This is a genomic window from Advenella faeciporci, assembly GCF_014652395.1.
Lineage (GTDB): Bacteria > Pseudomonadota > Gammaproteobacteria > Burkholderiales > Burkholderiaceae_B > Advenella > Advenella faeciporci.
In genome coordinates this window covers 1-25,458 of the sequence record NZ_BMYS01000021.1, presented here as the reverse complement: position 1 = coordinate 25,458, position 25,458 = coordinate 1, and the positions used below count along the sequence as shown (strand labels likewise).

The following is a 25,458-nucleotide window of genomic DNA, read 5'->3' as shown; positions in this document are numbered from 1 at the left end:
TAGCCGGACCGCCAAAAAAGGCACGCTGGCTGGCTTAAACACGCTGGCCGTCTTAAATGTTGGCAATCCGCTTATTTGCGCCTGACCCTGTATTGCCAGCCAGAGAACGGTCTTCAAAATAACCCATGATACTGATCAGTTTGCTGGCGTACTTGGGGTCTGTGGCATAACCGGCTTTCTGGATCTGCCGGGCCGCTTCATGGGCATTTTCTGCGGTCAATACATGCTGATAACGCTTGTTCTGGCTAATTAGGCGTGCATAATCGGCAAAGGATTCCTCATAAGAATCATAGGCCCTGAAAGGCTGTTCCATTTTTTTGGCCACCCCATTGACATATTCGGTGGTCATGACATTCACCACTTTACCTGTCCAGCCACCGGTTGCCTTAATGCCAAACAGGTTATGACTGGTCTGCCCGTTTTCATGCAAAATTTCGCGACGTCCCCAACCCGACTCAAGCGCGGCCTGGCTTAAAATAAGCGAAGCCGGAATACCTGAACCGGCTGCTGCCGCACTGGCGGCGGGGCCCATTTTCTCAACAAAACTGCTGATCCTTTCCGGGGCGTTATCCGCCACACCAATAACCGAAGCCATGTTTTTTGCGAAACTTCTTACCCGGTTGCCCAGGGTGGAAATCAGATCGCCAATCGCATCCCTGTTTTCCATGGGCATGGACGCTGACGTTGCGTTATTAACGCCCGGGACAGAACCCGCATCCATTGACTTGCCTGCATTGAGCAAGGCTGCCGAACCACTTTCCCTGATTTGTTCCAGCAAGGACTGGGCCAGGCCAATGCCTTTGCCCGAAGCCATATTGAGCGCCATTTGCTCATCGGCCATGGATTGCACCAAACGAGTCTGGTCGCTGTCAAACATCCCTTCCCCCAGACGCGTGGCACGTGCCTGCTTTAACAGCGTCTGGATAAACAGGGCCTCAAATTGCTGGGCAACTTCTTTTTCGCCTTTTTCAATATCTTCCAGCGAGGTATTCATTTGCCCGGCCACCTGGCGCTTGAGCTGGTGCAGCGAATTCATGTCCATGACAAACTGTGGAGCAGAACGGCTCACGCCGGGACGGGGGATATAACTGGTAATTGTCATGGCGACTCCTGTTAACTAAATAATTTCCAGATCGGCCCTGAGGGCACCGGCACTTTTTAATGCCTGGAGAATAGAAATCAGGTCTTGCGGACTGGCACCCAGGGCATTTAAGGCACGCACCACATCTGTCAGACGCACGCCTCGATTCACCATTTGCAATTTGCCCTGTTGCTGCTGAACCTGGATATTGGTATTGGGTGTAACAACAGTTTGCCCGCCACCAAAAGGGGTATCGGGCTGGTTCACATCAACACTTTGGTCAATGACCACGGCCAGACTGCCAAAAGCCACGGCAGCCTGATCAATGGTGACCGACTGATTCATGACCACGGTACCGGTACGCGCATTCACGATAACCTTGGCGCGTGCCGCTGCACGCGTGACATTAATAGCCTGCAAACGGGCCAGAAAAGCGGCTTGCGCCGATTCAACCATGGGGCCACGCACCTCAATGACGCGTCCGTTCACGGATCTTGCCGCGCCTGCTCCCATAACCTTGTTAATGGCTGCCACGGCATTTTCAGTGGTACCAAAATCGGTATCATGCATTTCTATCCGGATAATACCGTCTTTGCTGAAACGTGTCGGCACCGTGCGCTCCACCAGAGCACCACCGGTAATCATGCCGCCATTTAACTGGTTAACCTGGACCTGGCTGCCACCAGACTGGGCCCCCGCCCCACCCACCACGATATTTCCCTGCGCCAGGGCATATACCTGGTTATCGGCCCCCTTAAGAGGGGTCATTAACAAGGTGCCGCCCCGCAGGCTTTTGGCATTACCCATGGAAGAGACGTTCACGTCAATGGATTGACCAGGCTGGGCAAACGAAGGCAGGGTTGCCGTTACCATGACTGCCGCCACGTTTTTAACCTGCATATTGACCCCTGCAGGCACCGTAACACCCAGCTGGGCCAGCATATTGGTCAGGCTTTGTTGGGTAAAGGGCGACTGACGCACCTGGTCACCACTGCCATCCAGACCTACCACCAGACCATAACCAATCAACTGGTTGTCGCGCACCCCCTGGATGGAGGCCAGGTCTCGCAACGGTTCAGCCAGGGCAAAACCCTGAGCCACACCGACCCATAAGACCAATGCCATGAGGTGTTTCAGGATTCCGGATTTCATTGTCAAACTGCAACTCCAATTATGAGTATTAAACACTTAGAACGGTGCAATGTTCAGGAAAAACCGCTGCAACCAGCCCATGGTTTGCACCTCGTCCATCACACCCTTGCTACGAAACTCGATGCGGGCATCGGCCACCTGAGTGGAAGACACGGTATTGGTGCCGGTAATGGAACGCGGGTCAACCACCCCTGAAAAACGCAGGTGCTCACTGCCCTGGTTAATCGCAATGGCTTTTTCCCCGGCAATTTTCAGGTTGCCATTGGCCAACACGCCAATCACGGTCGTGGTAATGTTACCGGTGAACATGTTATTGGCCGTACTGCTACCCTTGCCTTCCATATCGTTGCTACCGTCTGCAGAAAAACGCTCATCGGCAGACAATGCGCTTGGCATCCAGTCAGGCGCAGCGGTTACACCAAAATCCATGCCGCTGTTACGATTGGTGGTGGTTGCCACACGCTTGGAGGCATTGGTTTTCTCTTCAATCACCACAGTCACGATATCGCCGACATTGCGTGGCCGACGGTCTTCAAACAAGGGAAAAACGCCTGCCTGTCCACCCCGGTAAATAGAACCGTCCGGCTCTTGCCGGACCTCGGGCATGGGCTGCATGGGCTCGGCTGTCAGGGGACCATCCACGATTTTGGGATGAGGCACCATGGCACAACCACTGGCCAGGGCAATAATCAGACCAACCGTAAACAGACGAATCGAACGAAAAGACATAGACATAAGGCGGTATCGCAAAGTGAGTGAGTCAATCAGATCTGGGTCAGGCGGGCAAGCATCTGGTCGGAAGTGGTAATGGCCTTGCTGTTCATTTCATAGGCCCGCTGGGTGGCAATCATGTTAACCAGCTCTTCAGCCACGTTCACGTTAGAGGTTTCGGTATATTTATGCAAAATTCTGCCGGTGCCATCCAAACCTGGTGTGGATACGGTTTCGGCGCCCGATGCATCGGTTTGGGCATAAAGGTTTTCACCCAGGCTGAGCAAACCGGCCGGATTGACAAAAGTGGTCAACTCCAGCTGGCCCACCTGGATGCTCGTGCCGGTTGCACCGGGCTGGGTGACCGACACCGTACCATCCCGGCCAATTTCAATGGTTAAGGCATTATCGGGAATGGTAATGGCCGGCTGTATGGGGTAACCACCTGCAGTAACCAGCTGGCCATTCTGGTCCAGCTGCAGGGAACCATTGCGGGTATAGGCAAAGGTGCCATCGGGCATTTCAACCTGCAGGAAACCCCTGCCATCGATGGCAATATCAAGACTGTTGCCGGTATTTTTCAGATTGCCCTGGGTATGGATACGCTCGGTGGCTACGGTACGCACCCCCATACCCACCTGCAGGCCGGTAGGCAACTGGTTGGCATCGCCCACCTGGGCGCCGGGCTGGCGTACGGTCTGGTACATCAGGTCCTCAAAAATGGCACGGTTGCGCTTGAAGCCATCGGTGTTGACGTTGGCAATATTATTGGAAATCACATCCATATTGGTTTGCTGGGCCTCAAGGCCTGTCTTGGCAATCCATAGCGAGCGTATCATATTGGTTCCTGATTAAATCAATGATAAATTAAGTACAAAATCATGCAAAATGCGTTTACCCGGCCGATGAAAGCAGACTGTTCGCATTTTGCTCTTTGCTGCTCAGTTCCTGGATAACTTTCATTTGCATTTCAAAACGACGGGCATTCTGGATAAGCCCCACCATATTGCCGGCGGCACTGACATTGCTGCCTTCCAGGATGCCGCTTACAACGGTTACCTGTGTGGTATCAGGCAGTTCAACCTGCTGCCCCTGGGCGTTGACGGCACGGAACAGACCATCATCACCACGCACCATGCGGGCATTGCCTGGATCACCAATCTTTAATTTGGCCACCCGCTGCACTTCGGTGGGCGCATCACCTGCGGCCAAGACGTTAATACCGCCAGAACGCTCAATACCAATCGCGGCCGCATCGGGAATTTCAATGGGCTGGCCATCTTCAGACAACACCATCAGGCCCCCCCCCGTCACCAGCAGACCATCAGCGTTACGCTGCAGGTTTCCGCCACGCGTATACGCCTCGGAGCCATCAAGGGCCCGCACCGCAAACCAGCCCTCACCCTGAATGGCAACATCCAGGTCACGGCCGGTGGTCATAAACGCCCCCTGCTCCATATCGCTATCCGAGGTGGTGGCCACCGTTAGCACCCGGGTGGTTTCAGCACTGCCAATTAAGGGACTGACCACCGGTGTGGAACGGTATTGCGAAAGCTGGGCCCGAAAGCCCGGCGTGTTCACGTTCGCCAGATTATTGGACAGAACCGCCTGCTGCTCCAGGATTCTGGCTGCCCCGTTGCTGGCTGTATATATGGCACGATCCATTTATTTCACTCCTGCCGGTTAACGCAGGGAGATCAGGGTCTGCAAGATCTGATCCTGGGTTTTAATGGTTTGGGCATTGGCCTGATAATTGCGCTGGGCAATAATCATGTTCACCAATTCGGAACTCATATCCACGTTGGACTCTTCAACCGCCTGCCCTTTAAGACGAGCCAGGCTGTTGGTACCCGGTTTACCAAAAACCGGTGGGCCTGAGTCACGGGTTTCCTGCCAGGCATTGCCACCGATGGGCTGCAGGCCATTCAGGTTGTTAAAATTGGCCAGCGCCACGTAACCCATGACCTGTGATTCACCGTTGGTGTAATTGGCCACAATGGCACCATCCGCAGAAACGGACAAACCGTTATATTCACCCGTTGCATAGCCGTCCTGGACAAAGTTGGGCGTAAAAGCACCGGCAAACTGCGTGGTACCAGTGTAATCCATTCTAATAACCAATGGTTCTGCCGGGGCGGCTGCGGTACCGGGCTGGTTAACCGTGACCATTAAAGTATTGCTGCTGGTTAAACGGCCAATACTGTCGAAGGTCATGGGTAACGGGCCACCACCGGCAGGCGCATCCACCGGGACCCCGTCCATATAGTAATAAACATCCCATTCGCTTTCGGTACCAGTGGTACCGGCACGTTTGACAAAGTATTGGGTCAGCTCATGGGCATTGCCCAAAGAGTCATACACATTCATGTTCAGCGAATGGGTAAAGCTGGCCGGATCAGCCGGTGAAAATGGTCTTGCCTGCTGTGCGGGCTGATAAGCCACTGTGGGGTCCAGGGCCCCGCTAACCACCTGCCCACCTGACAGGGTGACGGTTGAGGTGCCACTGGTGTAAGTGCCATCTGGCGGTGCCGGTACAGTGGCACCGGCCGCATCGGTCCAGGTCAGGCCACCGGTACTGCTTACCCGAAAATTATAGGTCGTGGTAACGCCACCAGACTCCAGCGCAACTTCGCCCAACACTTCAGGAGAACCGGTAATGGAGATAATGGACGCATTGGCATCCAGGTTGGTGATCAAGCCTGTATTTTGCGTTGCTTTGGGAGGAATATTGCCAACCGGGATTTTCAGTTCCTGCAGCAAGGTGCTGTTTTCACCAATGTAACCGGTAAGACGCTGCCCGCTGCTATTGACAATGTAATTGTTACGGTCTGCCTGGAACTGACCATTACGTGTATAAGACACGTTTCCACTGGTGTCCACCAAACGGAACAGGCCTTTTTCACCATCAATGGCCAAATCAAGCGAATTACCCGTTGAAGAGATATTACCCAAGGTAAAGCGCTGGTTAATGGCCGCAACCTGCACGCCCATACCCACCCGTGATGAAGCATATACATCGGCAAATGCTACTGACGATGCCTTGAAACCCACCGTGGCCGAGTTGGCAATATTGTTTCCAATCACGTCCAGATTCTGTGCCGAGGCGTTCAAGCCTGATAAACCTTGTCCAAATGCCATGATAAAAAATCACTTATAAAAAATTAATCTTCAGTTCATTACTTTACGCAGATCAGTCAGCGCGTAACGACCGGTTAGCCCCAGGTCCATTTTCATGCCCTCGGTGCTGTAAGAAACACTTTGTACCTGCCCATATTGCAAGGCCTCTGCAGGAACGGAACTATTGGCCGCATCAAGAGCCGTTACACGAACCGTGTATTTGCCCGCCGGTGCCTGCGTACCATTATCGCCCAGACCATCCCACTGCATGGAAATGACATCCACATTCTGGGGCCCCAAATCGAAGGTGCGTACCGGATTGCCGGCGGCATCCACAATTTCCACTTTCAGGCTGGCGGCTGCACCCATCAGGTCAACCCCAAAAGGGGTGGCCACACCACTTTCACCCAGCTTGATGGCTTCACCGGGCACCAATACATGGCGGCCGATCAGGTTTGAAGCCTGCATTGACTGCGACACATCCAGCTGGCCGGTAAGGGCCAGAACGGTCTGGTTAAGCTTTTCTATACCACTTACGGTAGACAGCTGGGCCAGCTGCGACGTAATGCCGGCATTGTCCATGGGGTTCAGGGGATCCTGGTTACGCAACTGAGTTACCAGCAAGGTCAGGAACTGCTCTTGTGTTTCTGCGATACTGCTTGTGCCCAGGCTGCTTGCGCCACCGCTCAGGGAGCTGGCACCGCTGGTTGGATTAATGGTTGTCATAAGTTGCCTTTATCCTTTACTGGCCAAGCGTCAGTGTTTTCATCATGATTGACTTGGCCGTATTAATGACTTCCACATTGGCCTGGTAAGAACGGGCGGCGGCAATCATATTGACGGTCTCGCCCACCACATCAACGTTGGGCAGGGTAACGTAACCATTATTGTCGGCATAAGGACTTTGCGGGTCATACTGCAAGCGCATGGGCGCCTGGCTTTCAACCACATTACTGACCTGCACGCCCCCAATCGGGTATTGACTGAAGGCATTGCCCAGCGGCTGCATTTTGAAAACCACCTGTTTGGCTTTGTAAGGCTGCCCATCGGGCCCGGCCACGCTGTCGGCATTGGCAATATTGCTGGCCGTAACGTTCATGCGTTGCGAACCCGCATTCAATGCCGAACCGGAAATGCTGAAAATACTCATCATGTCAGACATTCTGTTTCCTTTTGATTAATTAGGCTGCAAGGCGGACAGCATGGATTTGATCTTGCCATTCAACAGCGTCAGGGTGGCCTGGTATTGCATGGTGTTGTCCGCAAAAGCCACCCGTTCCACATCCATCTCAACCGTATTGCCATCAAGGCTGTTTTGCGTTGGCAAACGATATTGGGGCGAGAACTGCAAAGGCCCCATTGCCGCCGCCGGAATATGCCTGGCAGAAGTCAGGGTAAGCTGCGTGTCGGCCAAGCCTTTTTGCGCGCCGCTTGCCTGCGCAAGCACTTCCCTGAAACTGAAGTCGCGCGCCTTGTAATTGGGCGTATCCGCGTTGGCAATGTTGGTGGAAAGCAATTCCATCCGCTGCTGGCGCAAACCGACTGCGGTCTGCAAAAATTTGAATTCGTTACCAATTCTGTCCATAGTGCCTGTCCCTGCTGCTGACGCAACATACATTTAAGCCATTACAGTCAATATGTTAAGCTATCCGAAGTCAATACAAAGGAAAGGTAAACGGGGGTTTTCCTGCTTAATTCAGGCTAATCAAAAATAAAGGGTCAGGATAGAATTTGATTTATGAACAGGATAATGACTTTGGCTCGCACAAAATTATTTGGCTCCGGCCTGAAAACACCCGGCCTGGTCCTGCTTTGCCTGGCTGCCTTAGGCAGCATGTCTCATGCCAATGAGATATCCGGGCTACAGCAGGCCATCATGCAGGAAACCGAAGACTATCTTGCCGAACAGGCCGCCACCATTGACGGCACCCCCACCATTAATGTCAGCGTACCAAAGGCCCAGTCCTTTGAAACCTGTCATGACCGGGTGTATTTCCTGCCCAACAAAGGCACCTTGCGTTCCTCGATGTCCGTAGGCATTCGCTGCATGGACTCAGGCAAAACCGAATACCTGCGTGTCTCGCTTTCAATTGCAGGCAATTATTACGTTGCGTCCCAAAACATCGATATCGGGCAAACCCTTATGCCCAACCATATTGAAGAAAAACAGGGTGACCTGCTTAAGCTGCCGGCAAACTCACGTACAACCCCCGAGCAATTACTGGGGCATATTGCCAATACACGCATCCCGGCCGGACGCCCCATTAAGCTGAACATGATTCGCAGCCCGCAATCCATTAGCAAAGGACAACCTGTGCGGCTTCAGGTAAGGCAAGGCGCCCTTACCGTTACCCAGCAAGGAGAAGCACTTACCACGGCAGACGTGGGTGGCAGCATCCAGGTTAAAACCGGTTCCGGCAAGGTCATCATGGGAACGGTTATTAATGCCAACACGGTGAATGTGCTTTTTTAGGCAGCATGATGGCGGCCCTGGCTTATAATCAACACATTAACGGCAGAAAAAACCGGCCTTTGGCTAAAGTTTTCACTGATTCATCCGTTAATACCGGTAAGCCAACTGTTTTAGTGCTGTCCAAGCGGTTTTTACCCGTTCGGCAGACCCCAAGATCATGACCATGAAAATCTCTCCCGCTTCGCTCTATCAGTCAACCGCGGTTTCTACCAAGCCCGCCTACCGTAACGGTGCGTCTGCGCCCGCCAGTACACCAGCAACCGCGCAACCCGGCAGCAGCACCAAGGTGGATTTAAGCCCGGTTGCCCGCGACCTTACCAGTTCGGACAATGATGTAGACCTTGAGCGCGTACAGGCCATTCGCCAGGCTTTGGCCAATGGCACGCTTAATATCAACCCCACCCGTATTGCCGAAGGCATTTTACAAGATGCCATTGACATACTGACTTAATCACTTCTTGCCCATGACAGCCCATATCGATTCATTCCCGCCTTCCCTGTCCCGCCAAATTCTGGAGCAGCTTGTATTGGAAACAGAAATTGCGAAACAGTTTTTGCAAATCCTGAATGATGAATGTGCAACGCTCATGGAATTCAGCTCACCTGAACCCTTGCGCGAGCTGGCGCAAAAAAAATGGCAAATTGGCCAGCAACTGGAAGCCGCCTACAAAGAAAGGATGCAGTTGGTGCAATCACGCTTTCCGGTTTCTGCTACACAACACGGCCTGGCGGATATTCTTGAAAGGCTTGACCCGCAGCAACAGGACGACCTGGCCAAACAATGGAACAGCTATAACGAGCTTGTTGCACAGGCAAAAAGCCTGAATGAAAGCAATGCCATCATGATTCACAGTTACCTGAAATACAACCAGGATGCGCTTGACTCCCTTAACCGTGCCGCTGGCGTACAGCATACCTATGATGGCAAGGGCATGCGTAAACCGGTCAGCACGGGCAAGCCCCTGGCAAGCGCTTAATCAGCTGCCTTGCTGCCCGGAATTCACATCCATGCCCGGGCCTGAAGCAGGCCTGTATCAGCCACCAATTACCGACGTGACTTTCAAGTACCGTTCTTCGGGAATTTCCGTGTTGGATAGTACGGTTAACTGTGGAAACCCGTACCTGAACAACCTGGCCAACGAAGAACGCAATACCGGTGGCACCACCAGCACAGCCGGCAAATTGTGAACGGTTTGCTTTTGCAGGGCCAACTCGGTTTCCGTCTGCAGGTTATCGGCCAGACCGGGTTCCAATGAACCGCTTGTGGTCAGGGCCTGCGTCAGGACCTGCGTCAACTGGGGTGCCAGGCCAATCACATTGCACTCAACCGCATCTCCAAAACATTGCTGCGTAATGGCCCTGCCCAATGCCGTACGCACCCGCGCAATCAATTCTTCAATATTAATCATCATGCCTGGCTGGGTCTGGCCATTCAGAATAGGCCCCCACTCGGTCAGAACCTCAACAATGGTGCGCATGTCCCGGATAGACACCCCTTCGGTTAACAGGCCGCGCAATACATTATGCAAGGTGGTAAGGGACACGGCCTTGGGCACAAAATCCTCAACCAGCTTGGGCTCTTCCCTGCCAATATGCTCAAGCAGCTGCTGCACTTCCTGGCGGCCCAGCAAGTGCGCCGCGTGCCGCGTCAGCAACTGGTTAATGTGGGTGGCAATCACCGTGCTGGCATCAACCACGGTATACCCCATCACCTGGGCCCGCTCACGCATATCCTCAGTTACCCAGTAAGCCGTCAGGCCAAAGGTTGGGTCAGTGGTTTTTTCACCTTCGGTGAGCTCAAATTCAACGCCGCCCGGATCAATTGCCAGCCATTTACCGGGCTGAACCTGGCCTTTGCCAATTTCAACGCCGGACAGCAAAATACGGTATTCACTGGGATGCAATTCCAGATTGTCGCGGATATGCACGACCGGCGGCAGAAAACCCATATTTTGGGCAAACTGTTTACGCAGGCTGCGAATACGGGAAATCAATTCGCCCCCCTGCTCCTGGTCCACCAGACTGATCAGGCGATAGCCCACTTCCATGGCAAACGGCTCCACCAGGGTCACATCATCCCAGCGGGCTTCCTTTGAAGCGGTATCTACAGGCGTGGCGTCGGTTTCCTGCACAGGCCCCTGCAAGGCAAGCGCTTCATTTTTTTTCTGTATCCGATAACCCAAATAAGCAAAAAAACCGGCCAGGGACAAAAAGGCAAAATGCGGCATATTGGGAATCAGGCCCATAATGCCAATAATGGCAGCCGTAATATAAAGCACCATCGGGTTGGAAAACAGCTGACTCATCATTTGCTGGCCAACATCCTGGTTGTTCGCCACGCGCGACACCACCACACCTGCCGCGGTTGAAATGATAAGTGCGGGAATTTGCCCGACCAGGCCATCACCAATCGTCAGCAAGGTATACACCGTGCCTGCCTCGCCAAAACTAAGGCCATGCTGCAAAACGCCAACCAGCAAGCCACCTACAATACTGACCACCATAATGATCAGGCCGGCAACGGCATCACCCCGCACAAATTTACTGGCGCCATCCATGGCACCGTAAAATTCGGCTTCCTGTGCCACTTCCGCCCTTCTTTTGCGCGCATCATCTTCGGCAATCAGCCCGGCATTCAGGTCGGCATCAATCGCCATTTGCTTGCCCGGCATGGCGTCAAGCGTGAACCGGGCACCCACCTCGGCAATCCGGCCGGCACCTTTGGTAATGACCACAAAGTTAATCAAGACCAGGATGGCAAAAACAACAATCCCTACCGCAAAATTGCCGCCCACGAGAAAGTGGCCGAACGCCTCAATAACCTGACCGGCAGCATCAGGGCCGGTATGCCCATGCAACAAGACCACACGGGTAGAGGCCACGTTCAGTGACAGACGCAACAGGGTGGCAAATAGCAGCACCGACGGGAACGCGGCAAAATCCAGCGGTTTTTTGGTAAACATGGCCACCAGCAGGATCATGATGGACAAGGCAATGTTAAAAGTAAAAAACAAATCCAGCAAAAACGGCGGCAACGGCAAGACCATCATGGCAAGCACCATGACAATCAGCACCGGACCAGCCAGCATTCTGGAGTCTGCCGCCTGCAATTTCAGTGAGGAAAAAAAACGGTTCATATACTTGATAATTTAGGTCATTCAGGGTATTGCAGAATCAGGGGGTATCTTAAGGCGCAGGCGCCTGCCCGGACTGCGGATCAAGCTCGGGCGGCACCGGCAAATTCACGGGCCGATCCGGTTCTTCAGCCATTCCCTGCCGATACTGCCGCAATTGATAAACCCAGGCCAGCACTTGGGCAACAGCGGTAAACAGCGCTTCCGGAATGGGCTGATCCAGTTCGACATTGGCATACAGGGCACGGGCCAGTGCCGGCGCCTCCAGTTGTACCACTTTGTTTTCCGCGGCAATTTCACGGATTTTACGGGCAATTTCTCCGATCCCCTTGGCAATCACCAGCGGCGCGCGGTCCCCTTCCTGTTCATATTTAAGCGCCACGGCATAATGGGTCGGGTTGGTAACCACCACATCCGCATCTGGAATACTGCTCATCATACGATGACGCGCCATTTCACGCTGCTGCTGGCGAATTCGACCCTTGATATGCGGGTCACCCTCGTTTTCCTTATGTTCGCGCTTCACTTCTTCTTTGCTCATGCGCAGCTTTTTGGCATGGGAAAACATTTGCCAGGGCACATCTATGAGCGCAATCAGCAGCAGGGAGGCAATAATGGTTGCACAGCAAAACATGACCATTTCCATCCCTTGGGCCAATGCCCTTGGCAAAGACAAGTGTGACAGGGCCAGCATTTGCGGCAAATAAGATTTGATAACCATGACCCCAACGCCACCAATTACGGCAGCCTTCAGCAGGGTTTTTAACAGTTCCACCCAGGTTGACGCGCTAACCATGCGTCCCAGCCCCTTGAGCAGATTCATGCGTCCAAAATTGGGGTTAAGGGCCTTGCCTGAAAAAACCAGGCCGCCCAGCGCAACCGATGAACCGATGGCGATCACCACCAACACCACAAACAGCGGAAACAAACCGGTCAGGACATGCAGAAAGTTGTCCAGCATGCCTGGCGCCAGGCTTTCTACCGCACTTTTAGGCGTCCAGTCAAAATGCATGGTGGTTCGCATGACATAAACCAGCCGGTCATACAAAAAACCGCCACTGATCCAAAGCGTCATTGCTCCGGCCAGCAAAATAAGACAGGTATTGAGCTCTCGCGAGCGCGCAACCTGCCCCTCTTCCCGCGCTTTGGTTAATCGTTGCGGGGAAGCGGCTTCGGTTTTTTCAAGGTCGCTATCTTCTGCCATGCTGGGAGGTACGGTTAAATGGCGCTATCCGGAATGAGCGCACTCTAAACTGTTACCAGTGTAGCGGGTTTGCGAGCAAGGCAATTGGGGGAGTAAGGGATGAAAAACCCGCCTTAACGCCTGTTATGGCCTGACAAGGCAGGTAAAAAAAACATCATTGCGATTAAAAACCCAGCTGGGCCAGCAAATCGTCTACCTGCTGCTGGTTTTGCACGGTACCTCCGTTTTCTTTATGCTCTACAACGGGGCCATTGAGCAGGGCATTTTCCTCCCGGGCTTCTTTTTCCATTTCCTGACTGTATTTTTCGGGCATGTATTCAATGAGAACCTGAACCAGCTCCTGCTCGATGCGATCCAGCAGCACCGTCAGCTTGCCGGCCACCTGGCCGGTCAAATCCTGAAAAGCCTGGGCCGTAATAATGTCGATCAAGGCGGTATCAACCGGCCGGATTTCCTCTTTCACACCCGCCAGGAAAGCCTGGACATTTTTGGCCAGCTCCACAGGCAGCTGCACCTGCGCATGGGTAACCGGCTGCATGGCTTGCTCCAGTTCTTCAGACAGACTGGCTGCATTCGCTTTCAGGTGACCAAGCTCCGATTGGGCCAGTTCCGCGCTGTTTAACACGTCATTGGCGGCCTTTTCGGTCAGGGACGTAATATAACGAAGACGGGACTGGGCATCTGGCATGGCCTTGGCGGCAGCCTGAACGCTGGGCTCAAGACCCAGTTCACGCAAGCTGTCTCGCAACAAACGGGTCACATGGGCAATCCGGTCATACACCGGTGCTTCACCCATGGTGCTTCCGTTTTCCGGTAAAGGTTGTGTTGAATCTGTCATTGTTTTAGTCCTTTTCAGGAGGCATTGCGGTCCATCCGGTGTTTGGCATTCTTAAGCACCCATGCGGCGCTTGGCCTTTTCAAACACCTTATTCAGGTTTTCTTCCAGTGTTGCCGCGGTAAAGGGTTTAACCACATAACCGTCGGCACCCGCCTTGGCGGCGCTCACGATGTTTTCACTTTTAGCTTCAGCGGTCACCATCAGAACGGCAATCTGTTTGAGTTTTTCATCGGCCCGGATTTCCTGAAGCATGGTCAACCCGTCCATGACCGGCATATTCCAGTCGGAAACCACCAAATCGTAACCAGATACCCCATTGCGCAATTTACCCAGCGCCTGGGCACCGTCTTCAGCCTCATCAACACTTTCAAACCCCAGGTCTTTCAAGAGGTTTTTAACAATACGGCGCATTGTCGGAAAATCATCAACAATCAGAATCCTGATATCTTTATTCATATGGCATTTATCCTAATTTTAAGTATTCAACATTGATTATTATCGTTTAAGCGGTGACTGCGCTTTGGCAATCCCCTTGAAAAGGCGCTCACCAATCTGGTCAAGCGCCACCGCTTCATCGGTAGCACCAATATGCATGGCCTCTCCGGGCATGCCATAAACCACGCAGGTAGCTTCATTTTGCACAAAGGTATCGGCACCGGCCTGGCGCATTTCCAGCAAACCCTGGGCACCATCTTTACCCATGCCGGTCAATATGATACCAGTGGCTTTTTTTCCGGCCTCTTTAGCCACACTGGAAAACAGGACATCTACCGATGGCCGGTGACGGTTCACGGGCTCAGACTCTATCAATACTGTCCGGTAAACACCCCCCGACTTGCGAATGGCCAGGTGTGCCACACTGCCGGGTGCCAGATAGACATGGCCACTTTCCAGCACCTCATCGCCTGTTGCCTCATGAACGGTCAGCGCGCACGTGCGATCAAGCCTTTGCACAAATGAAGCGGTAAATCCGGCCGGCATATGTTGGGTAATCACTATAGGTGGGCATTCCCGTGGCAAACCCGTCAAAACCCTGGACAATGCTTCGGTTCCACCGGTGGATGAACCGATTGCCACCACCCAGTCATTCCTGACATTACTGACATTGCCCGCTGTTTTAATGACCGGCACTTCCTGACCGGGCATTACATATTGCTTCAAACGGGCCCGACTGGCCGCCCGGATTTTTTCAGCGACTTCATGCTGGTAAGCCTCCAGGGTTTTGCCTGACTGCGCATTGGGTTTGGAAACGATTTCAACAGCACCCAATTCAAGCGCCCGCAAAGAGATGGCAGAATGTTTCTGGGTTAAGGAAGAAACCATGACTACAGGCATCGGACGCAGTCGCATCAGGCGCTCCAGAAAATCCAACCCGTCCATTTTGGGCATTTCCACATCCAGCGTAATCACATCGGGATTCAATTGTTTGATCATGTCCCGTGCCACCAGCGGATCGGGTGCGGTTCCCACCACCTCCATATCCGGCTCGGCATTAATTACCTCAGTCATAATCCGTCGCATCAGTGCCGAATCATCAACACACAATACCCGGATCAATCCTTTTTTCAACTCAGTCATATTTCTTCTTGCTTTAAAACTAACGATGATTGCGCTTGTACACTGTCTGGCCCAACAGGGTAAACTGGTCTGTGGTGGATGCCAGGGTTTCAGAGTGCCCGATAAACAACAAGCCACCCGGCTTCATTGAGCGGGCGAAGCTTGCCACCAGACGCACCTGCGTATCGTGATCAAAATAAATCATGGTGTTGCGACAGAAAATCACGTCAAACATGGCAGGCTTTGGCCATGAAAACGACATCAGGTTCAATTCGGAAAACTCTACCCTGGCGCTTAAGGCCGGCTTGACTTTGGCCATACCCTCAAACTGGTTGTTTCCTTTCAGGAAATGCCGGCGCAGTCGCTCTTCAGAAATGCCCGTCAATCTGTCAAGGCTGTAAACCCCCGCCTTGGCTCTTTTAATCGCCTGACTGTCTATGTCAGTGGCTACAATCCTGGGGCAAGCCGCCTGTTCACCCACAATCTCATTTAACACCATGGCAATGGAATAGGGCTCTTCCCCGGTAGAACAGGAAGCACACCAAATGGCACAATTGGTCCGGAGTTTTTCTATGTGCTGCGCCAGAATTTCAAAATGATGTGGTTCCCTGAAAAACGCGGTATGGTTAATGGTGAAGCTATTGATAAACGCTGGCCACCCGGTGTGATCCCTGTCTTTGTCCAGCGCCATCAGAAAATCGTCAATGGTTACAAAACCAAACTCTTTGCGCAAGCCCTCAAGCAATCTTTCGCTTGATTTCATTTTATGCTCGCCCACAATGATACCGCTTCTATCGTGGAGCATTTTCAGGGCATGCTTATAGCTGGCATCCGTCCATGCCGATCTTGTCAGGGCATCCATCACGCCTCCTGGTTGATGTCACTTAACGTCCAGTGCTCGTGATCAATCAGTTTTTCAACATCTACTATTTGCAATAATTCGTCTTTATAAGTGGTCAGTCCAATTAAATACGGTGCAGGATTATTCACATTGGGAGGCGGTTCAATGGTGTTTTTGGCTATTAACTCTACATTTGACACGCTATCCACCACAATGCCCACAATACGGTCTGATAAACCCAGAATAATCACCACGGTTTGCGGGGTGTACTCCACTTCACTCACTTTCAGTTTGATGCGAAGGTCAATAATGGGAATAATTTGCCCACGCAGGTTGATCAACCCCTGTATATACGAAGGCATATGTGCCACGCGCGTCACGTTTACCGGCTGATATTCCCTGATTTCCTGGACTTTCAGGATATCAATGGCAAACTCTTGCCCATCGACACAAAACACCAGACAGTGATAATTCAGCTCATCTTTTTTTTCCTGACTCATGCTTAAACTCTCTCTTGTTGTAATACAGGGCTATTGAATCCCGAGCCATAAGGCATCAATCCGAGCCTGTTTTGCTCAAGAATGGCCGCCGCGTCCAGAATCAGGGCAACACTGCCATCACCCAAAATGGTGGCCCCGGAAACACCTGGCACCCGTTTGAAATGTGTTTCAAGGTTTTTGACCACGATTTGATGCTGTCCCAACAGCTGGTCAACCGCCAGCGCATACCGGCTTTTGCCAACCTGTAAAACGGCAATAATAGACTTTTCCAGGTCACGCTCGGTATTGGGAATAGAAAAAATTTCCCACAAATTAATAATGGGCAAGTGCTCGCCTCGCAATAACAGCAAGGCCTTGTTTTCCTCAAGAATACGGATCTGATCACTGCTTGGTTGCAGGCATTCAACAATATGGCTCAGGGGAAGCACAAACCGCTCTTTGCCCGACTGCACGGTCATGCCATCCATAATAGCCAGCGTTAGCGGCAGTGAGATCCGGATTGTCGTGCCCTTGCCCTTTTCCGATTCGATCTGCGTCAAACCACCCAGTTCCTGGATATTACGCTTGACAACATCCATGCCCACGCCACGACCCGAGACATCTGTCACTTTTTCCGCAGTAGAAAATCCGGCTTCAAAAATAAGCATGAATGCCTGGTCATCCGTCATGTTGTGCGAGGCGGGCAGGCCTTTTTCAATGGCTTTGTTAATTAATTTTTCTCGATCCATGCCTGCGCCGTCATCAATCACCTCAATAATGATCCGACCACCCTGGTGCTGCGCACTGATAGTGATTTTTCCCACCGGGTCCTTATCGGACGCAATGCGCTTTTCAGGCATTTCAATGCCATGGTCGAGACTGTTGCGAATCAAGTGAGTCAAGGGATCTATCATGCGCTCGATCAGGCCTTTGTCCAGCTCGGTGCCACCGCCCTTGGTAATCAGTTCAATTTGCTTGCCCAGTTTGCCCGCCGTTTCACGCACCAGCCGTGGGAACCGTCCGAAGGCATAATCCATGGGCATCATGCGCAAAGCCATGATCGCTTCCTGCAGGGTCCGCAAGGCACTGCCCATATGTTCAATATCCTGGATCAGCGAGGCGTGTGCAATCGGGTCCAGTGACTGGTTGGCTTGCATCAGAATGGACTGGTTAATTACCATCTCACCCACCTGATTGACCAGTTGATCGACTTTCTGGATGGGCACACGAATCGTCCCGCTTTCTTTACTGGCTGCCGCTGTTTTGGGCAAGGCCTGTTTTACCGGTGCCGCGCTAACGGTTTTTGCCGTCAGGACGGGGGCCGAAGCGGGTGCAGGTGTCGGACCAGGCGTGGGCTCCACGACAGGCGAAGACGACAACGTCGCTGGTACTGGTGTTGGTACCGGTTCAGGGGTTACCGCCATCTGTTCCGGGACCTCTGTAGAAGGCAGTTGTGCGACAGGCTTGTCTTCTTCCACTTTAATTTGTGACTCATCAATCACAAAGCAACACACGGCAATAATGTCTTCGGGGGGCAAGGCAGAACTTAGCCAGTAATAATGCTCATTGCCTGAACTTGATTGACGGATATGGGTCCCCATAATGCCCATTTCATTATGCAAAGACAAACGGTCTTTTTCCGACACATCAAACAGGGTAACCTTAAGCAGTTTTTCACCTTCGGGAATCACTACATCCGGTGTTGTTGCCGGTTTTTCCGGCGGCGTTTCTTCCTGCGCAACGGCGGTCTTAATGGGTTGGACGGCTTGCCCTGATACACTTTGTGTAGCTGTTTTTGCTTCAGCCGGTTTTGCTTCGCTTAGTTGTTGCAACATGGCCAGCAATTCGCGTGCGCTTTCACTGCCAGGCTCGTTTTGCTCCCGATAAGCCTGCACAAGATCCCACAACACATCTTTGGCTTTTAGAAAAACACTGATCGCCTCATGCGTCAGGGGCATTTTCCCATTACGAACCAGGTCAAGAATATTTTCCAGTTTATGCGTTGTGCTGACCAGATCATCAAAAACCCCAAAAGCAGCCGCTCCACCCTTGATGGAATGGGCACAACGAAAAATCGCATTCAGTGATTCGTGATCGGGCGATTCAGGATCCAGGGACAGCAGGGTCTGTTCCATACCCTGAAGAAGTTCTTGGGCCTCGTCAAAAAACGTATCATGAAACTCACTTAAATCTGGGCTGCTCATATACCTTGTCTGTCACTGATAAAAATTGTTGTGAAGAATACTCCTGAGATCAATTTCCGTCTCGACCGCTCTGGTCGAAGGGCCTGGTTTGGCCGGGCCGGAGGTACTCCTGGAGCCGCTTTTACTCACAGACGAAACCTTGTTATCCGGGTTTGCCTTTTGCAGAGGCATTCCCTGCTTTGCGATGATTCCCTTCTTCCCGGCGTCACCCTTCACTTCCAGATTGACGCTTTTGGCTGGGGCCGCTTTCTTTGCCGGGGCCGCTTTCTGTGTTGAGGCCGACTTATTCCCTGAAGCCGCTTTATTATCAGAAACATTACCCTTGGCTGAAACAGGCTTCTTCCCGGAAGCATTGTTCTTGTCTGAAGTTGTTTTCTTCGCTGGCACTACTGGTTCATCTGAAGCTGGCGAATTTTCAAACGCCCTGTTTACATTAACGACAGGATTTTCAATTTCCTTGGTTTCCCGGGGCAAATTCTGATTTTTATTTTGCGATACCAGCGATGTGGTTGAAACCTGCTCTGGCGGCAATGAGGGAGCAATGGCTGCCGTGGCGGTACCCACCAGCGAACCAACAACCGTATCGGCAGTCTGCCACAGAATATTTTCCTGCCTGCTGACAGGTGATGGCATGATCTGCTCAATATCATAACCGCTGTCACCCAAACCCTGAACCAGCTGAACCGTCTTTTCACTGGCAACCTGACCAGCCATTGCCTGGCCGGCAACCCCTGGAGCTGCAATCGCATCCTGAGCCACTGGTACCGTGCCCTGTGGCTGCACAGACTCCTGGCGGGCAAACAACTCAGGGGCCTTTTCAGACGTCGCCGCCAGGGTGGCGGAATTAACCGAAGGCGAAAGACTTTGCAGGCTGCTTAAAGATGAGGTCGCGGATGTCTGCGGTTTGTCTTTTTCCTGTCTCAGCCTCGCATCCAGGTCTTCCTGCTTCAGACCAGGAGACGCATTCATTTTCTCAAGCATTTGCTCTGTTTTATGATTCAGCACCACAATGCTGATGCGCCGGTTAATGGGCGAATACGGATCATCCTTGACCAGGTTAATCGTGGAAGACAAGCCCAGTATCCGTCTTACCTTGCTTTCAGACAGGCCATTATTCACCAGCGCCTGCCGGGCAGAGTTGGCCCGATCCGCTGACAGCTCCCAATTGCTATAGGCATGCTCACCGGTTACGTATTGGGTGGCATCAGTATGGCCGCTAATGGAGATCCCATTAGGCATGTCATTAAGCAATGGCGCCAGCTCTTTAAGGATGTATATCATTTCCGGATTAAGCCGTGCACTGCCGGTTGCAAACATGGGCTGCTGCTGATTATCCAGAATTTGAATACGCAAACCCTCTGGTGTCATGTCCATGACCATTTGTGGCTGGAAGTTTTTCAGGGTCGGATTATTTTCAATTTGCAAATCGACATTGCGCTTCAGGTTTTCCAGACGCTCGTTATCTTCACTCTGCTCGCCACGGCTAACCTGCGGGATCAGGGTGGTAATTTCCTGCAAGGCGCTTTTGGTGGGAATCGGAGATGGCGTGCCCCCACCAGGAATCACGTTTCTGGTGGCTGGTAAATAAGGATCACCGGTCACGGCTGAAATAAGCGGCCGTCTGAAATAATCAGCCAGATCCTTAAGTTCGCTTTTGGGCACCAGCGACAAAATCCACATCACCAGAAAAAAAGCCATCATGGCAGTCATGAAGTCTGCGTAAGCAATCTTCCATGACCCACCCGAATGCCCCTCATCATGTGAAGCGCGTTTTTTCCGGATGACTATACGAGGTGCATTACCTGACATACTTTATGTTTACTTGGCTGACTTGGACAATTGAACCTGTTCATCAAGCTCCGAAAATGAGGGGCGAACAGAAGAGAACAGGACCTTACGGCCAAATTCGACTGCGACAGCCGGCAAATAGCCGTGCATATAGGCCAGCAAAGACACCTTGATGCACTCTAATGTCTTGACGCTTTCATTGTTACGGCGCTCAATCGCATCAGCCACCGGGTAGACAAAGCCATAAGCCATCAAAATACCCAAAAAGGTACCCACCATCGCCTTGGAGATCAGGTCACCCAAAATGGCGGGGGGCTGGTCAATGGAAGCCAAAGCTTTAACAACGCCCAAAACGGCAGCCACAATCCCAAATGCAGGAAGACCGTCTCCTACGGCTTTGAGACCTTTGACCGGGACGTTCATTTCATGGCGACACGTGTCAATTTCTTCATCCATGAGCTGCTCAAGCTCAAAGGCACTCATGTTGCTGCTAATAATCATCCTGAAATAGTCACAGATGAAATTCAGCACCCTTTTATCTTCAAGCACCATGGGAAACTGACTGAAAATATCACTTTCCTCAGGCGCTTCAATATGAGACTCAATAACGTTCTTGCCCTCGCTTTTGGCTTTTCGGGTAAGCACAAAAAGACATGAAAGTATTTCCAGGTACAGCGCCTTGTCATATTTGTTTTTTCTGAAAAGCCGCATCAGGCTGTTACCCAATTGCTTGATGGAACGCATGTTGTTGGCGGCCACATAAGCACCCAGTGCCGCACCCCCAATCAGAACCAGCTCCAGGGGTTGAAAAAGGGCACTAAGATGCCCCCCCATTCCCACATAGGCTCCAAAAACACAAATTAATACAATACCGTATCCAATGACGACTAACACGCTAGCCCCTTACCCGTACCCAAAGGCACCAAAACTGACCAAAATATCATTTTACCGACAAGGAACCCCGGCCATTGAATAGAACAGCCTGTAAAAACCGGCTTACTTCAGCATTTAACCAGGCTTAACCCTGCATATTATTAAGTACGCCAATGGATTGCTTAAGTTCCTGTGCCCGCTGACCCAGCTCAACAGAAGTCTGTGACAGGTTTTGCACCATGGCCGAATTCTGGTGCACGGCGTGATCCATTTGATTGACGGCCAGGTTAATTTGTTGCAGTCCGCTGGATTGTTCAACCGAGGCTGTGGAAATTTCAGCCATGATATTGACCATGCCCTGCACCGAATCCATGATTTCTTTCATCACACTGCCCGCCTCTTCTGCCAGACGGGAACTTTGCGTGACATCTTCAACTGATGCATGGACCAGGCTCTTGATTTCCTTGGCGGCATCAGAACTTTTTTGCGATAAGTTGCGTACCTCGGCGGCCACCACCCCAAACCCGCGTCCGGCCTCACCGGCGCGTGCAGACTCCACACTGGCATTAATCGCCAGAAGATTGGTCTGGAATGCAATATCTTCAATAATTTTGACAATGCTTTCAATTTTTCTTGAACTATCGTTCATTTCTTCCATTGAACGCACGACCTGATTGACTTTGTCACTGCCATTTTCCGCCACCCGCAACCCTTCCAGGGCAATCGAGTTGGCCGAACGTGCATTCTCGGCATTCTGTTTGACGGTAACCGTCAACTGTTCCAGGCTGGCAGCAGTTTCCTGCAAGGACGCGGCCTGATCTTCCGTTTGCATGGCCAGGGTCTGGCTGTTTTTCTGCAACGAGGTCACAATTCTTGAATTCGCATCCGCACCCACCATGACTTCGCCACTAATACCAATAAGAGCCTTGCGCATCATATCCAGGTAATAATACAACTCTCCCATCTCGTTTTTAGGAATGGAATGAACATTATTACTCAGGTTACCGGCAGAAATCTGACGAATAATGTCAGCTGCACCGTCGATAGGCTTCCTGATATCCCGGGCCATTTTCAGAGACAGCAACACAATGGCAAAAATGAACAAAGCCATGATCCCGAAGAGGGCCGGGTTACCGCCGGGAAGTTGGGTTTGGGTAGCGGCCAACCATGCCGGGAACAACATGCCCGCCACAGACAACAAACCTGCCCGCATCAGGCCAGGCGCAAATCCTTTCTGAAAAATACGCCCTGCTCCGGCAAATATCCGGCGAATCCCTACAGGCACTTTACGCCCCTGTTTGATCGTATAGGGTATTTTCTCGCCATTATTAATCTGCCTGTACAAGGCTTCGGCTTTGGCAATGCTCTCGGGGTCGGCTTTAACCCTGACCGAAGCATAACCCGTCACCTCATTGCCCTGAAAGATGGGCGTCACATTGGCCAATACCCAGTAAAAGCCGCCATCTTTGCGACGGTTTTTAACCAGGCCGGTCCAGGGCTTTCTGTTTTGCACACTTTCCCACAAGTCCTGGAATGCCAACTCAGGCATGTCAGGGTGACGAATAATATTATGCGGTTTGCCTATCAACTCTTCCCGGGTGAAGCCGCTTAATTCCACAAAAGCCGGATTACAATATGTGATACGCCCCTTAAGATCGGTTTTGGAAATAAGGTACTGGTCATCCTGGACCAAAGTTTCAATATCGTTAACAGGCAAATTCTTACGCATGATTCAGGCAATCCATTCAGGCTGTTAATATCAGCCAACAATTGTTAATAGTATTCAGTGCTGTACTGTTTCTTAACGTCCATAAATGACATTAATTTAATTTTTAGAAGCAAAAAAACAGGCTCGTCCCACAGCCACACTTAAACCACACTACAAACAGGTAAAATGCAAGCCGCCGGATATCCCCGGGCAAAGCCGGCAGGAAGAAGATCGATTAAAACTTGCCGTAGTAAGAAGTGGTTGCCTGCTTGTTCAGCATGCCCACAATTCTGGCAGGGGGCTTGCACATGACACAGACAAAACCGTTTTCCAACTCATGCTTGTGAGTGACAAAAGCAGTATTGCACTGTGAGCAGGTGGACATTTGCATTAAATCGCTTTTAAAGAATCGAACCAGCATCCAGGCGCGGGTAAAGCTTAATACCGGCTCATTGCTTTGTTCGTCCCAGGCACGTTTTACCTCATCATGCTCAAGATAAAGCGTATAGGCATCAATAACCGCCTGAATTCCCTGGGTTTCAGTATGACTTACCAGGTTAAGATAAATGCTGTAAAACAGGGTCGCATGAATATTCTGGTAAAAAGACATGAACCAATCGGTGGAGTAAGGCAACATGCCCTTGGGCGGAGAGCGATGATGAATTTCATGATACAGACGGGAAAGGCGGTCACTGCTTAAATCGGTTTCCGCCTCAAGCACCTGCAAGCGGGCACCCAGCTGTATCATCTGGCTGGCCAGCGAGATATCCATGCCGTCTTTAAGAACACTTTTTGGTTTTGCCTTGGGTTTTGCCTTGGCTTTCACCTTTTCGATCACTGAGAAGCCTCCTGCATGACGCGATCAGGCTCCTGCTGTGCCAGCATCATGGAGGCATGTACCTGCTTAAGGGTACCATTCATGCCGTCTTTAGTGAGAGCGCCAAGTAAGGCAATATCGTTCAGGCGAAAACCACAAATAAGGGAATTTGAGGAAGCCAGCGACAATACCTGCGAAGTGCTTAAATCCATTAACAACTCGGCAACATCCCTGCCAAGTCCCAAACGGTACATTCCCTTGGAAAAATCATCCCGCAACATGCGTTGGGCCAACAACAAATAAGACAAGTTAACTTCTCTTAACTCATTCACCAGGTTGTTGTCCTGCATAAAGGGAGATTGGCTAATACTCATTATTCTTGATCACTTATTAAATTTATTCGGAAACACAAGCAAAAGTCACAACCACCTTACCAACACCGAAGACCTCACACACCCCAGCATTTTTAATGGATGATTATTTTGCCAATTTACAAATTTTTTTGCACGCTTCTGAATTTGCTGTTAATAAACCTGGTAAACATAAAGTTAATTAACAAAGCTTCCATCATAAAAAAATTTGTTAACATTTTATGAATCTAACGGAAAACCCTTAATGACAAAATAATAAATTTATGTTTTATTAATTGCCTTGATACCCGAATTATGCCCGCTTGATACAAAAAAACAAGAATAGCCTTAGACAAATCGTTTTGTTACTGCCAATTATGCAATGCATCTTGCACACAAAAAAATCCATAATTAAAAATAATTATTCCAATAATGAAAATTCAAGATTATTAAAAAATACGATTTTTTTAGAGTCCAAATCATTAGCAAATGAAAAAACGCATTATATGAAATTTTTTTTTACAAAAATAAAAACATTGAAATTTACATTTCTTAAAAATTTAATAATACATTTTGTTACAAAATTAAGCATTAATTTGTTGTTTTAAAAATAAATCTCTTTTATTAAAACCGTTTAATTGAAATATTCTTTGAAATAAAGTCCAGGATTTTTATTTTTTACTAATAATAAAAAGCATACCACTCACTCCACACTCGGAAATCTCACATTGTGAAATTATTTCCATATGCTTCAGCGCCATACAAAATAGCATTTTGTTGATATAGATCAATACAAAAAAATGTAAATGAAATAGTACTCAAAATGTAAATTTTTATCAAGTTCAAAACGCCATCTCAAAAACAGCGTTTTGGATGTCGTCTGCGTTTCCACGCCGGAGCGTGGGAACGAGATCGATCACAAGCATTTATCCCCTGGTTCCCACGCTCCGGCTTGGGAATGAATAACCCCTTAATCACAAGCATTTACAAAGCATTCGATCTCGTTCCCACGCTCTGCGTCACTGCCATTAAGTTAAGCATTTTTTGAGATAATAAGCGGCTTTGATTGACAGTTGAACATGGCTAAAAAAAGCAGGCAATTGAAGTTACCCAAGAGCGGCTTGAAGCGAA

The 25,458-nt window shown here is 50.8% G+C and carries 25 protein-coding genes; 3 read left to right on the top strand and 22 right to left on the bottom strand.

Going from position 1 to position 25,458, the window contains the following annotated elements:
• Positions 1 to 52: 52 nt before the first annotated feature.
• The 9 genes from flgJ to flgB are packed head-to-tail and all read right to left on the bottom strand — an operon-like array spanning position 53 to position 7,646.
• Entirely contained in the window at positions 53 to 1,102 is a 1,050-nt protein-coding gene (gene flgJ / locus IE074_RS12645; protein ID WP_189385819.1) for a flagellar assembly peptidoglycan hydrolase FlgJ, read from the bottom strand.
• A gap of 15 nt (positions 1,103 to 1,117) precedes the next feature.
• The gene (locus IE074_RS12640) at positions 1,118 to 2,233 is read right to left on the bottom strand and encodes a flagellar basal body P-ring protein FlgI (protein ID WP_373297823.1); all 1,116 of its coding nucleotides are present in this window, start codon (positions 2,231 to 2,233) and stop codon (positions 1,118 to 1,120) included.
• A 36-nt stretch (positions 2,234 to 2,269) separates the two neighbouring features.
• Positions 2,270 to 2,962, bottom strand: coding sequence for a flagellar basal body L-ring protein FlgH (locus IE074_RS12635; protein WP_169295006.1), 693 nt, complete (start codon positions 2,960 to 2,962; stop codon positions 2,270 to 2,272).
• A gap of 35 nt (positions 2,963 to 2,997) precedes the next feature.
• Positions 2,998 to 3,783, bottom strand: a complete 786-nt coding sequence (flgG, locus tag IE074_RS12630) for a flagellar basal-body rod protein FlgG (protein WP_169294901.1) — start codon at positions 3,781 to 3,783, stop codon at positions 2,998 to 3,000.
• Between the two features lie 55 nt (positions 3,784 to 3,838).
• Positions 3,839 to 4,609: a flagellar basal body rod protein FlgF gene (locus IE074_RS12625; RefSeq protein WP_189385818.1), complete on the bottom strand. Its 771-nt coding sequence runs from the start codon at positions 4,607 to 4,609 to the stop codon at positions 3,839 to 3,841.
• A gap of 18 nt (positions 4,610 to 4,627) precedes the next feature.
• Entirely contained in the window at positions 4,628 to 6,082 is a 1,455-nt protein-coding gene (locus IE074_RS12620) for a flagellar hook protein FlgE (RefSeq protein WP_189385817.1), read from the bottom strand.
• A 30-nt stretch (positions 6,083 to 6,112) separates the two neighbouring features.
• Positions 6,113 to 6,787 carry a flagellar hook capping FlgD N-terminal domain-containing protein gene (locus IE074_RS12615; protein WP_189385816.1) on the bottom strand — a complete coding sequence of 225 codons (675 nt, stop codon included), beginning with the start codon at positions 6,785 to 6,787 and terminating at the stop codon, positions 6,113 to 6,115.
• A 16-nt stretch (positions 6,788 to 6,803) separates the two neighbouring features.
• Positions 6,804 to 7,223, bottom strand: a complete 420-nt coding sequence (gene flgC / locus IE074_RS12610; protein ID WP_189385815.1) for a flagellar basal body rod protein FlgC — start codon at positions 7,221 to 7,223, stop codon at positions 6,804 to 6,806.
• Positions 7,224 to 7,238: 15 nt separating this feature from the next.
• Positions 7,239 to 7,646: a flagellar basal body rod protein FlgB gene (gene flgB, locus IE074_RS12605; protein ID WP_189385814.1), complete on the bottom strand. Its 408-nt coding sequence runs from the start codon at positions 7,644 to 7,646 to the stop codon at positions 7,239 to 7,241.
• A gap of 165 nt (positions 7,647 to 7,811) precedes the next feature.
• Between flgB and flgA the strand changes: the two genes are divergently transcribed.
• The 3 genes from flgA to flgN all read left to right on the top strand — a co-directional run bounded on the left by flgA (position 7,812) and on the right by flgN (position 9,511).
• A complete protein-coding gene (gene flgA / locus IE074_RS12600; protein ID WP_189385813.1) occupies positions 7,812 to 8,534 on the top strand; it encodes a flagellar basal body P-ring formation chaperone FlgA in 723 nt (240 codons plus the stop codon).
• 163 nt (positions 8,535 to 8,697) lie between these two features.
• On the top strand, positions 8,698 to 8,985 hold the full coding sequence (gene flgM, locus IE074_RS12595; RefSeq protein WP_189385812.1) for a flagellar biosynthesis anti-sigma factor FlgM: 288 nt from the start codon (positions 8,698 to 8,700) through the stop codon (positions 8,983 to 8,985).
• 13 nt (positions 8,986 to 8,998) lie between these two features.
• Positions 8,999 to 9,511, top strand: a complete 513-nt coding sequence (flgN, locus tag IE074_RS12590) for a flagellar protein FlgN (protein WP_189385811.1) — start codon at positions 8,999 to 9,001, stop codon at positions 9,509 to 9,511.
• Positions 9,512 to 9,568: 57 nt separating this feature from the next.
• Here flgN and flhA read toward each other — a convergent pair whose 3' ends face one another.
• The 13 genes from flhA to flhD all read right to left on the bottom strand — a co-directional run bounded on the left by flhA (position 9,569) and on the right by flhD (position 24,351).
• The gene (flhA, locus tag IE074_RS12585; RefSeq protein WP_189385810.1) at positions 9,569 to 11,671 is read right to left on the bottom strand and encodes a flagellar biosynthesis protein FlhA; all 2,103 of its coding nucleotides are present in this window, start codon (positions 11,669 to 11,671) and stop codon (positions 9,569 to 9,571) included.
• A 49-nt stretch (positions 11,672 to 11,720) separates the two neighbouring features.
• Entirely contained in the window at positions 11,721 to 12,872 is a 1,152-nt protein-coding gene (gene flhB / locus IE074_RS12580) for a flagellar biosynthesis protein FlhB (RefSeq protein ID WP_189385809.1), read from the bottom strand.
• A 163-nt stretch (positions 12,873 to 13,035) separates the two neighbouring features.
• Positions 13,036 to 13,710, bottom strand: coding sequence for a protein phosphatase CheZ (locus IE074_RS12575; protein WP_189385808.1), 675 nt, complete (start codon positions 13,708 to 13,710; stop codon positions 13,036 to 13,038).
• 51 nt (positions 13,711 to 13,761) lie between these two features.
• On the bottom strand, positions 13,762 to 14,166 hold the full coding sequence (gene cheY / locus IE074_RS12570; protein WP_189385807.1) for a chemotaxis response regulator CheY: 405 nt from the start codon (positions 14,164 to 14,166) through the stop codon (positions 13,762 to 13,764).
• 39 nt (positions 14,167 to 14,205) lie between these two features.
• Positions 14,206 to 15,279, bottom strand: a complete 1,074-nt coding sequence (locus IE074_RS12565) for a protein-glutamate methylesterase/protein-glutamine glutaminase (RefSeq protein ID WP_308429767.1) — start codon at positions 15,277 to 15,279, stop codon at positions 14,206 to 14,208.
• Between the two features lie 28 nt (positions 15,280 to 15,307).
• Positions 15,308 to 16,129, bottom strand: coding sequence for a CheR family methyltransferase (locus IE074_RS12560; protein WP_189385805.1), 822 nt, complete (start codon positions 16,127 to 16,129; stop codon positions 15,308 to 15,310).
• Positions 16,129 to 16,608: a chemotaxis protein CheW gene (locus IE074_RS12555; RefSeq protein ID WP_189385804.1), complete on the bottom strand. Its 480-nt coding sequence runs from the start codon at positions 16,606 to 16,608 to the stop codon at positions 16,129 to 16,131. Before IE074_RS12555 ends, IE074_RS12560 begins: the two co-directional genes overlap by 1 nt.
• A gap of 2 nt (positions 16,609 to 16,610) precedes the next feature.
• Positions 16,611 to 18,791: a chemotaxis protein CheW gene (locus tag IE074_RS12550; protein ID WP_189385803.1), complete on the bottom strand. Its 2,181-nt coding sequence runs from the start codon at positions 18,789 to 18,791 to the stop codon at positions 16,611 to 16,613.
• 12 nt (positions 18,792 to 18,803) lie between these two features.
• On the bottom strand, positions 18,804 to 20,600 hold the full coding sequence (motB, locus tag IE074_RS12545) for a flagellar motor protein MotB (RefSeq protein ID WP_189385802.1): 1,797 nt from the start codon (positions 20,598 to 20,600) through the stop codon (positions 18,804 to 18,806).
• A 9-nt stretch (positions 20,601 to 20,609) separates the two neighbouring features.
• Positions 20,610 to 21,473 (bottom strand): flagellar motor stator protein MotA, encoded by an 864-nt coding sequence (motA, locus tag IE074_RS12540; RefSeq protein ID WP_189385801.1) that lies wholly within the window; start codon positions 21,471 to 21,473, stop codon positions 20,610 to 20,612.
• Positions 21,474 to 21,597: 124 nt separating this feature from the next.
• Positions 21,598 to 23,181 (bottom strand): methyl-accepting chemotaxis protein, encoded by a 1,584-nt coding sequence (locus tag IE074_RS12535; RefSeq protein WP_189385800.1) that lies wholly within the window; start codon positions 23,179 to 23,181, stop codon positions 21,598 to 21,600.
• Positions 23,182 to 23,395: 214 nt separating this feature from the next.
• The gene (flhC, locus tag IE074_RS12530; protein ID WP_229794022.1) at positions 23,396 to 23,998 is read right to left on the bottom strand and encodes a flagellar transcriptional regulator FlhC; all 603 of its coding nucleotides are present in this window, start codon (positions 23,996 to 23,998) and stop codon (positions 23,396 to 23,398) included.
• Complete coding sequence (gene flhD, locus IE074_RS12525) at positions 23,995 to 24,351, bottom strand: flagellar transcriptional regulator FlhD (RefSeq protein ID WP_373297822.1); 357 nt, start codon at positions 24,349 to 24,351, stop codon at positions 23,995 to 23,997. Before flhD ends, flhC begins: the two co-directional genes overlap by 4 nt.
• Between the last annotated feature and the right edge of the window lie 1,107 nt (positions 24,352 to 25,458).

Coding starts and splice junctions, on each gene's coding strand:
- flgM (WP_189385812.1), top strand. CDS start 8,698: ATGAAAATCTCTCCCGCTTCGCTCTATCAGTCAACCGCGGTTTCTACC.
- flgG (WP_169294901.1), bottom strand. CDS start 3,783: ATGATACGCTCGCTATGGATTGCCAAGACAGGCCTTGAGGCCCAGCAA.
- flgB (WP_189385814.1), bottom strand. CDS start 7,646: ATGGACAGAATTGGTAACGAATTCAAATTTTTGCAGACCGCAGTCGGT.
- flhD (WP_373297822.1), bottom strand. CDS start 24,351: ATGAGTATTAGCCAATCTCCCTTTATGCAGGACAACAACCTGGTGAAT.
- flgJ (WP_189385819.1), bottom strand. CDS start 1,102: ATGACAATTACCAGTTATATCCCCCGTCCCGGCGTGAGCCGTTCTGCT.
- IE074_RS12615 (WP_189385816.1), bottom strand. CDS start 6,787: ATGACAACCATTAATCCAACCAGCGGTGCCAGCTCCCTGAGCGGTGGC.
- flhB (WP_189385809.1), bottom strand. CDS start 12,872: ATGGCAGAAGATAGCGACCTTGAAAAAACCGAAGCCGCTTCCCCGCAA.
- motB (WP_189385802.1), bottom strand. CDS start 20,600: ATGTCAGGTAATGCACCTCGTATAGTCATCCGGAAAAAACGCGCTTCA.
- IE074_RS12535 (WP_189385800.1), bottom strand. CDS start 23,181: ATGCGTAAGAATTTGCCTGTTAACGATATTGAAACTTTGGTCCAGGAT.
- flgN (WP_189385811.1), top strand. CDS start 8,999: ATGACAGCCCATATCGATTCATTCCCGCCTTCCCTGTCCCGCCAAATT.
- IE074_RS12620 (WP_189385817.1), bottom strand. CDS start 6,082: ATGGCATTTGGACAAGGTTTATCAGGCTTGAACGCCTCGGCACAGAAT.
- flgA (WP_189385813.1), top strand. CDS start 7,812: ATGACTTTGGCTCGCACAAAATTATTTGGCTCCGGCCTGAAAACACCC.
- IE074_RS12550 (WP_189385803.1), bottom strand. CDS start 18,791: ATGAGCAGCCCAGATTTAAGTGAGTTTCATGATACGTTTTTTGACGAG.
- IE074_RS12560 (WP_189385805.1), bottom strand. CDS start 16,129: ATGGATGCCCTGACAAGATCGGCATGGACGGATGCCAGCTATAAGCAT.
- cheY (WP_189385807.1), bottom strand. CDS start 14,166: ATGAATAAAGATATCAGGATTCTGATTGTTGATGATTTTCCGACAATG.
- IE074_RS12625 (WP_189385818.1), bottom strand. CDS start 4,609: ATGGATCGTGCCATATATACAGCCAGCAACGGGGCAGCCAGAATCCTG.
- flgC (WP_189385815.1), bottom strand. CDS start 7,223: ATGTCTGACATGATGAGTATTTTCAGCATTTCCGGTTCGGCATTGAAT.
- flhA (WP_189385810.1), bottom strand. CDS start 11,671: ATGAACCGTTTTTTTTCCTCACTGAAATTGCAGGCGGCAGACTCCAGA.
- IE074_RS12555 (WP_189385804.1), bottom strand. CDS start 16,608: ATGAGTCAGGAAAAAAAAGATGAGCTGAATTATCACTGTCTGGTGTTT.
- IE074_RS12635 (WP_169295006.1), bottom strand. CDS start 2,962: ATGTCTTTTCGTTCGATTCGTCTGTTTACGGTTGGTCTGATTATTGCC.
- IE074_RS12575 (WP_189385808.1), bottom strand. CDS start 13,710: ATGACAGATTCAACACAACCTTTACCGGAAAACGGAAGCACCATGGGT.
- IE074_RS12640 (WP_373297823.1), bottom strand. CDS start 2,233: ATGAAATCCGGAATCCTGAAACACCTCATGGCATTGGTCTTATGGGTC.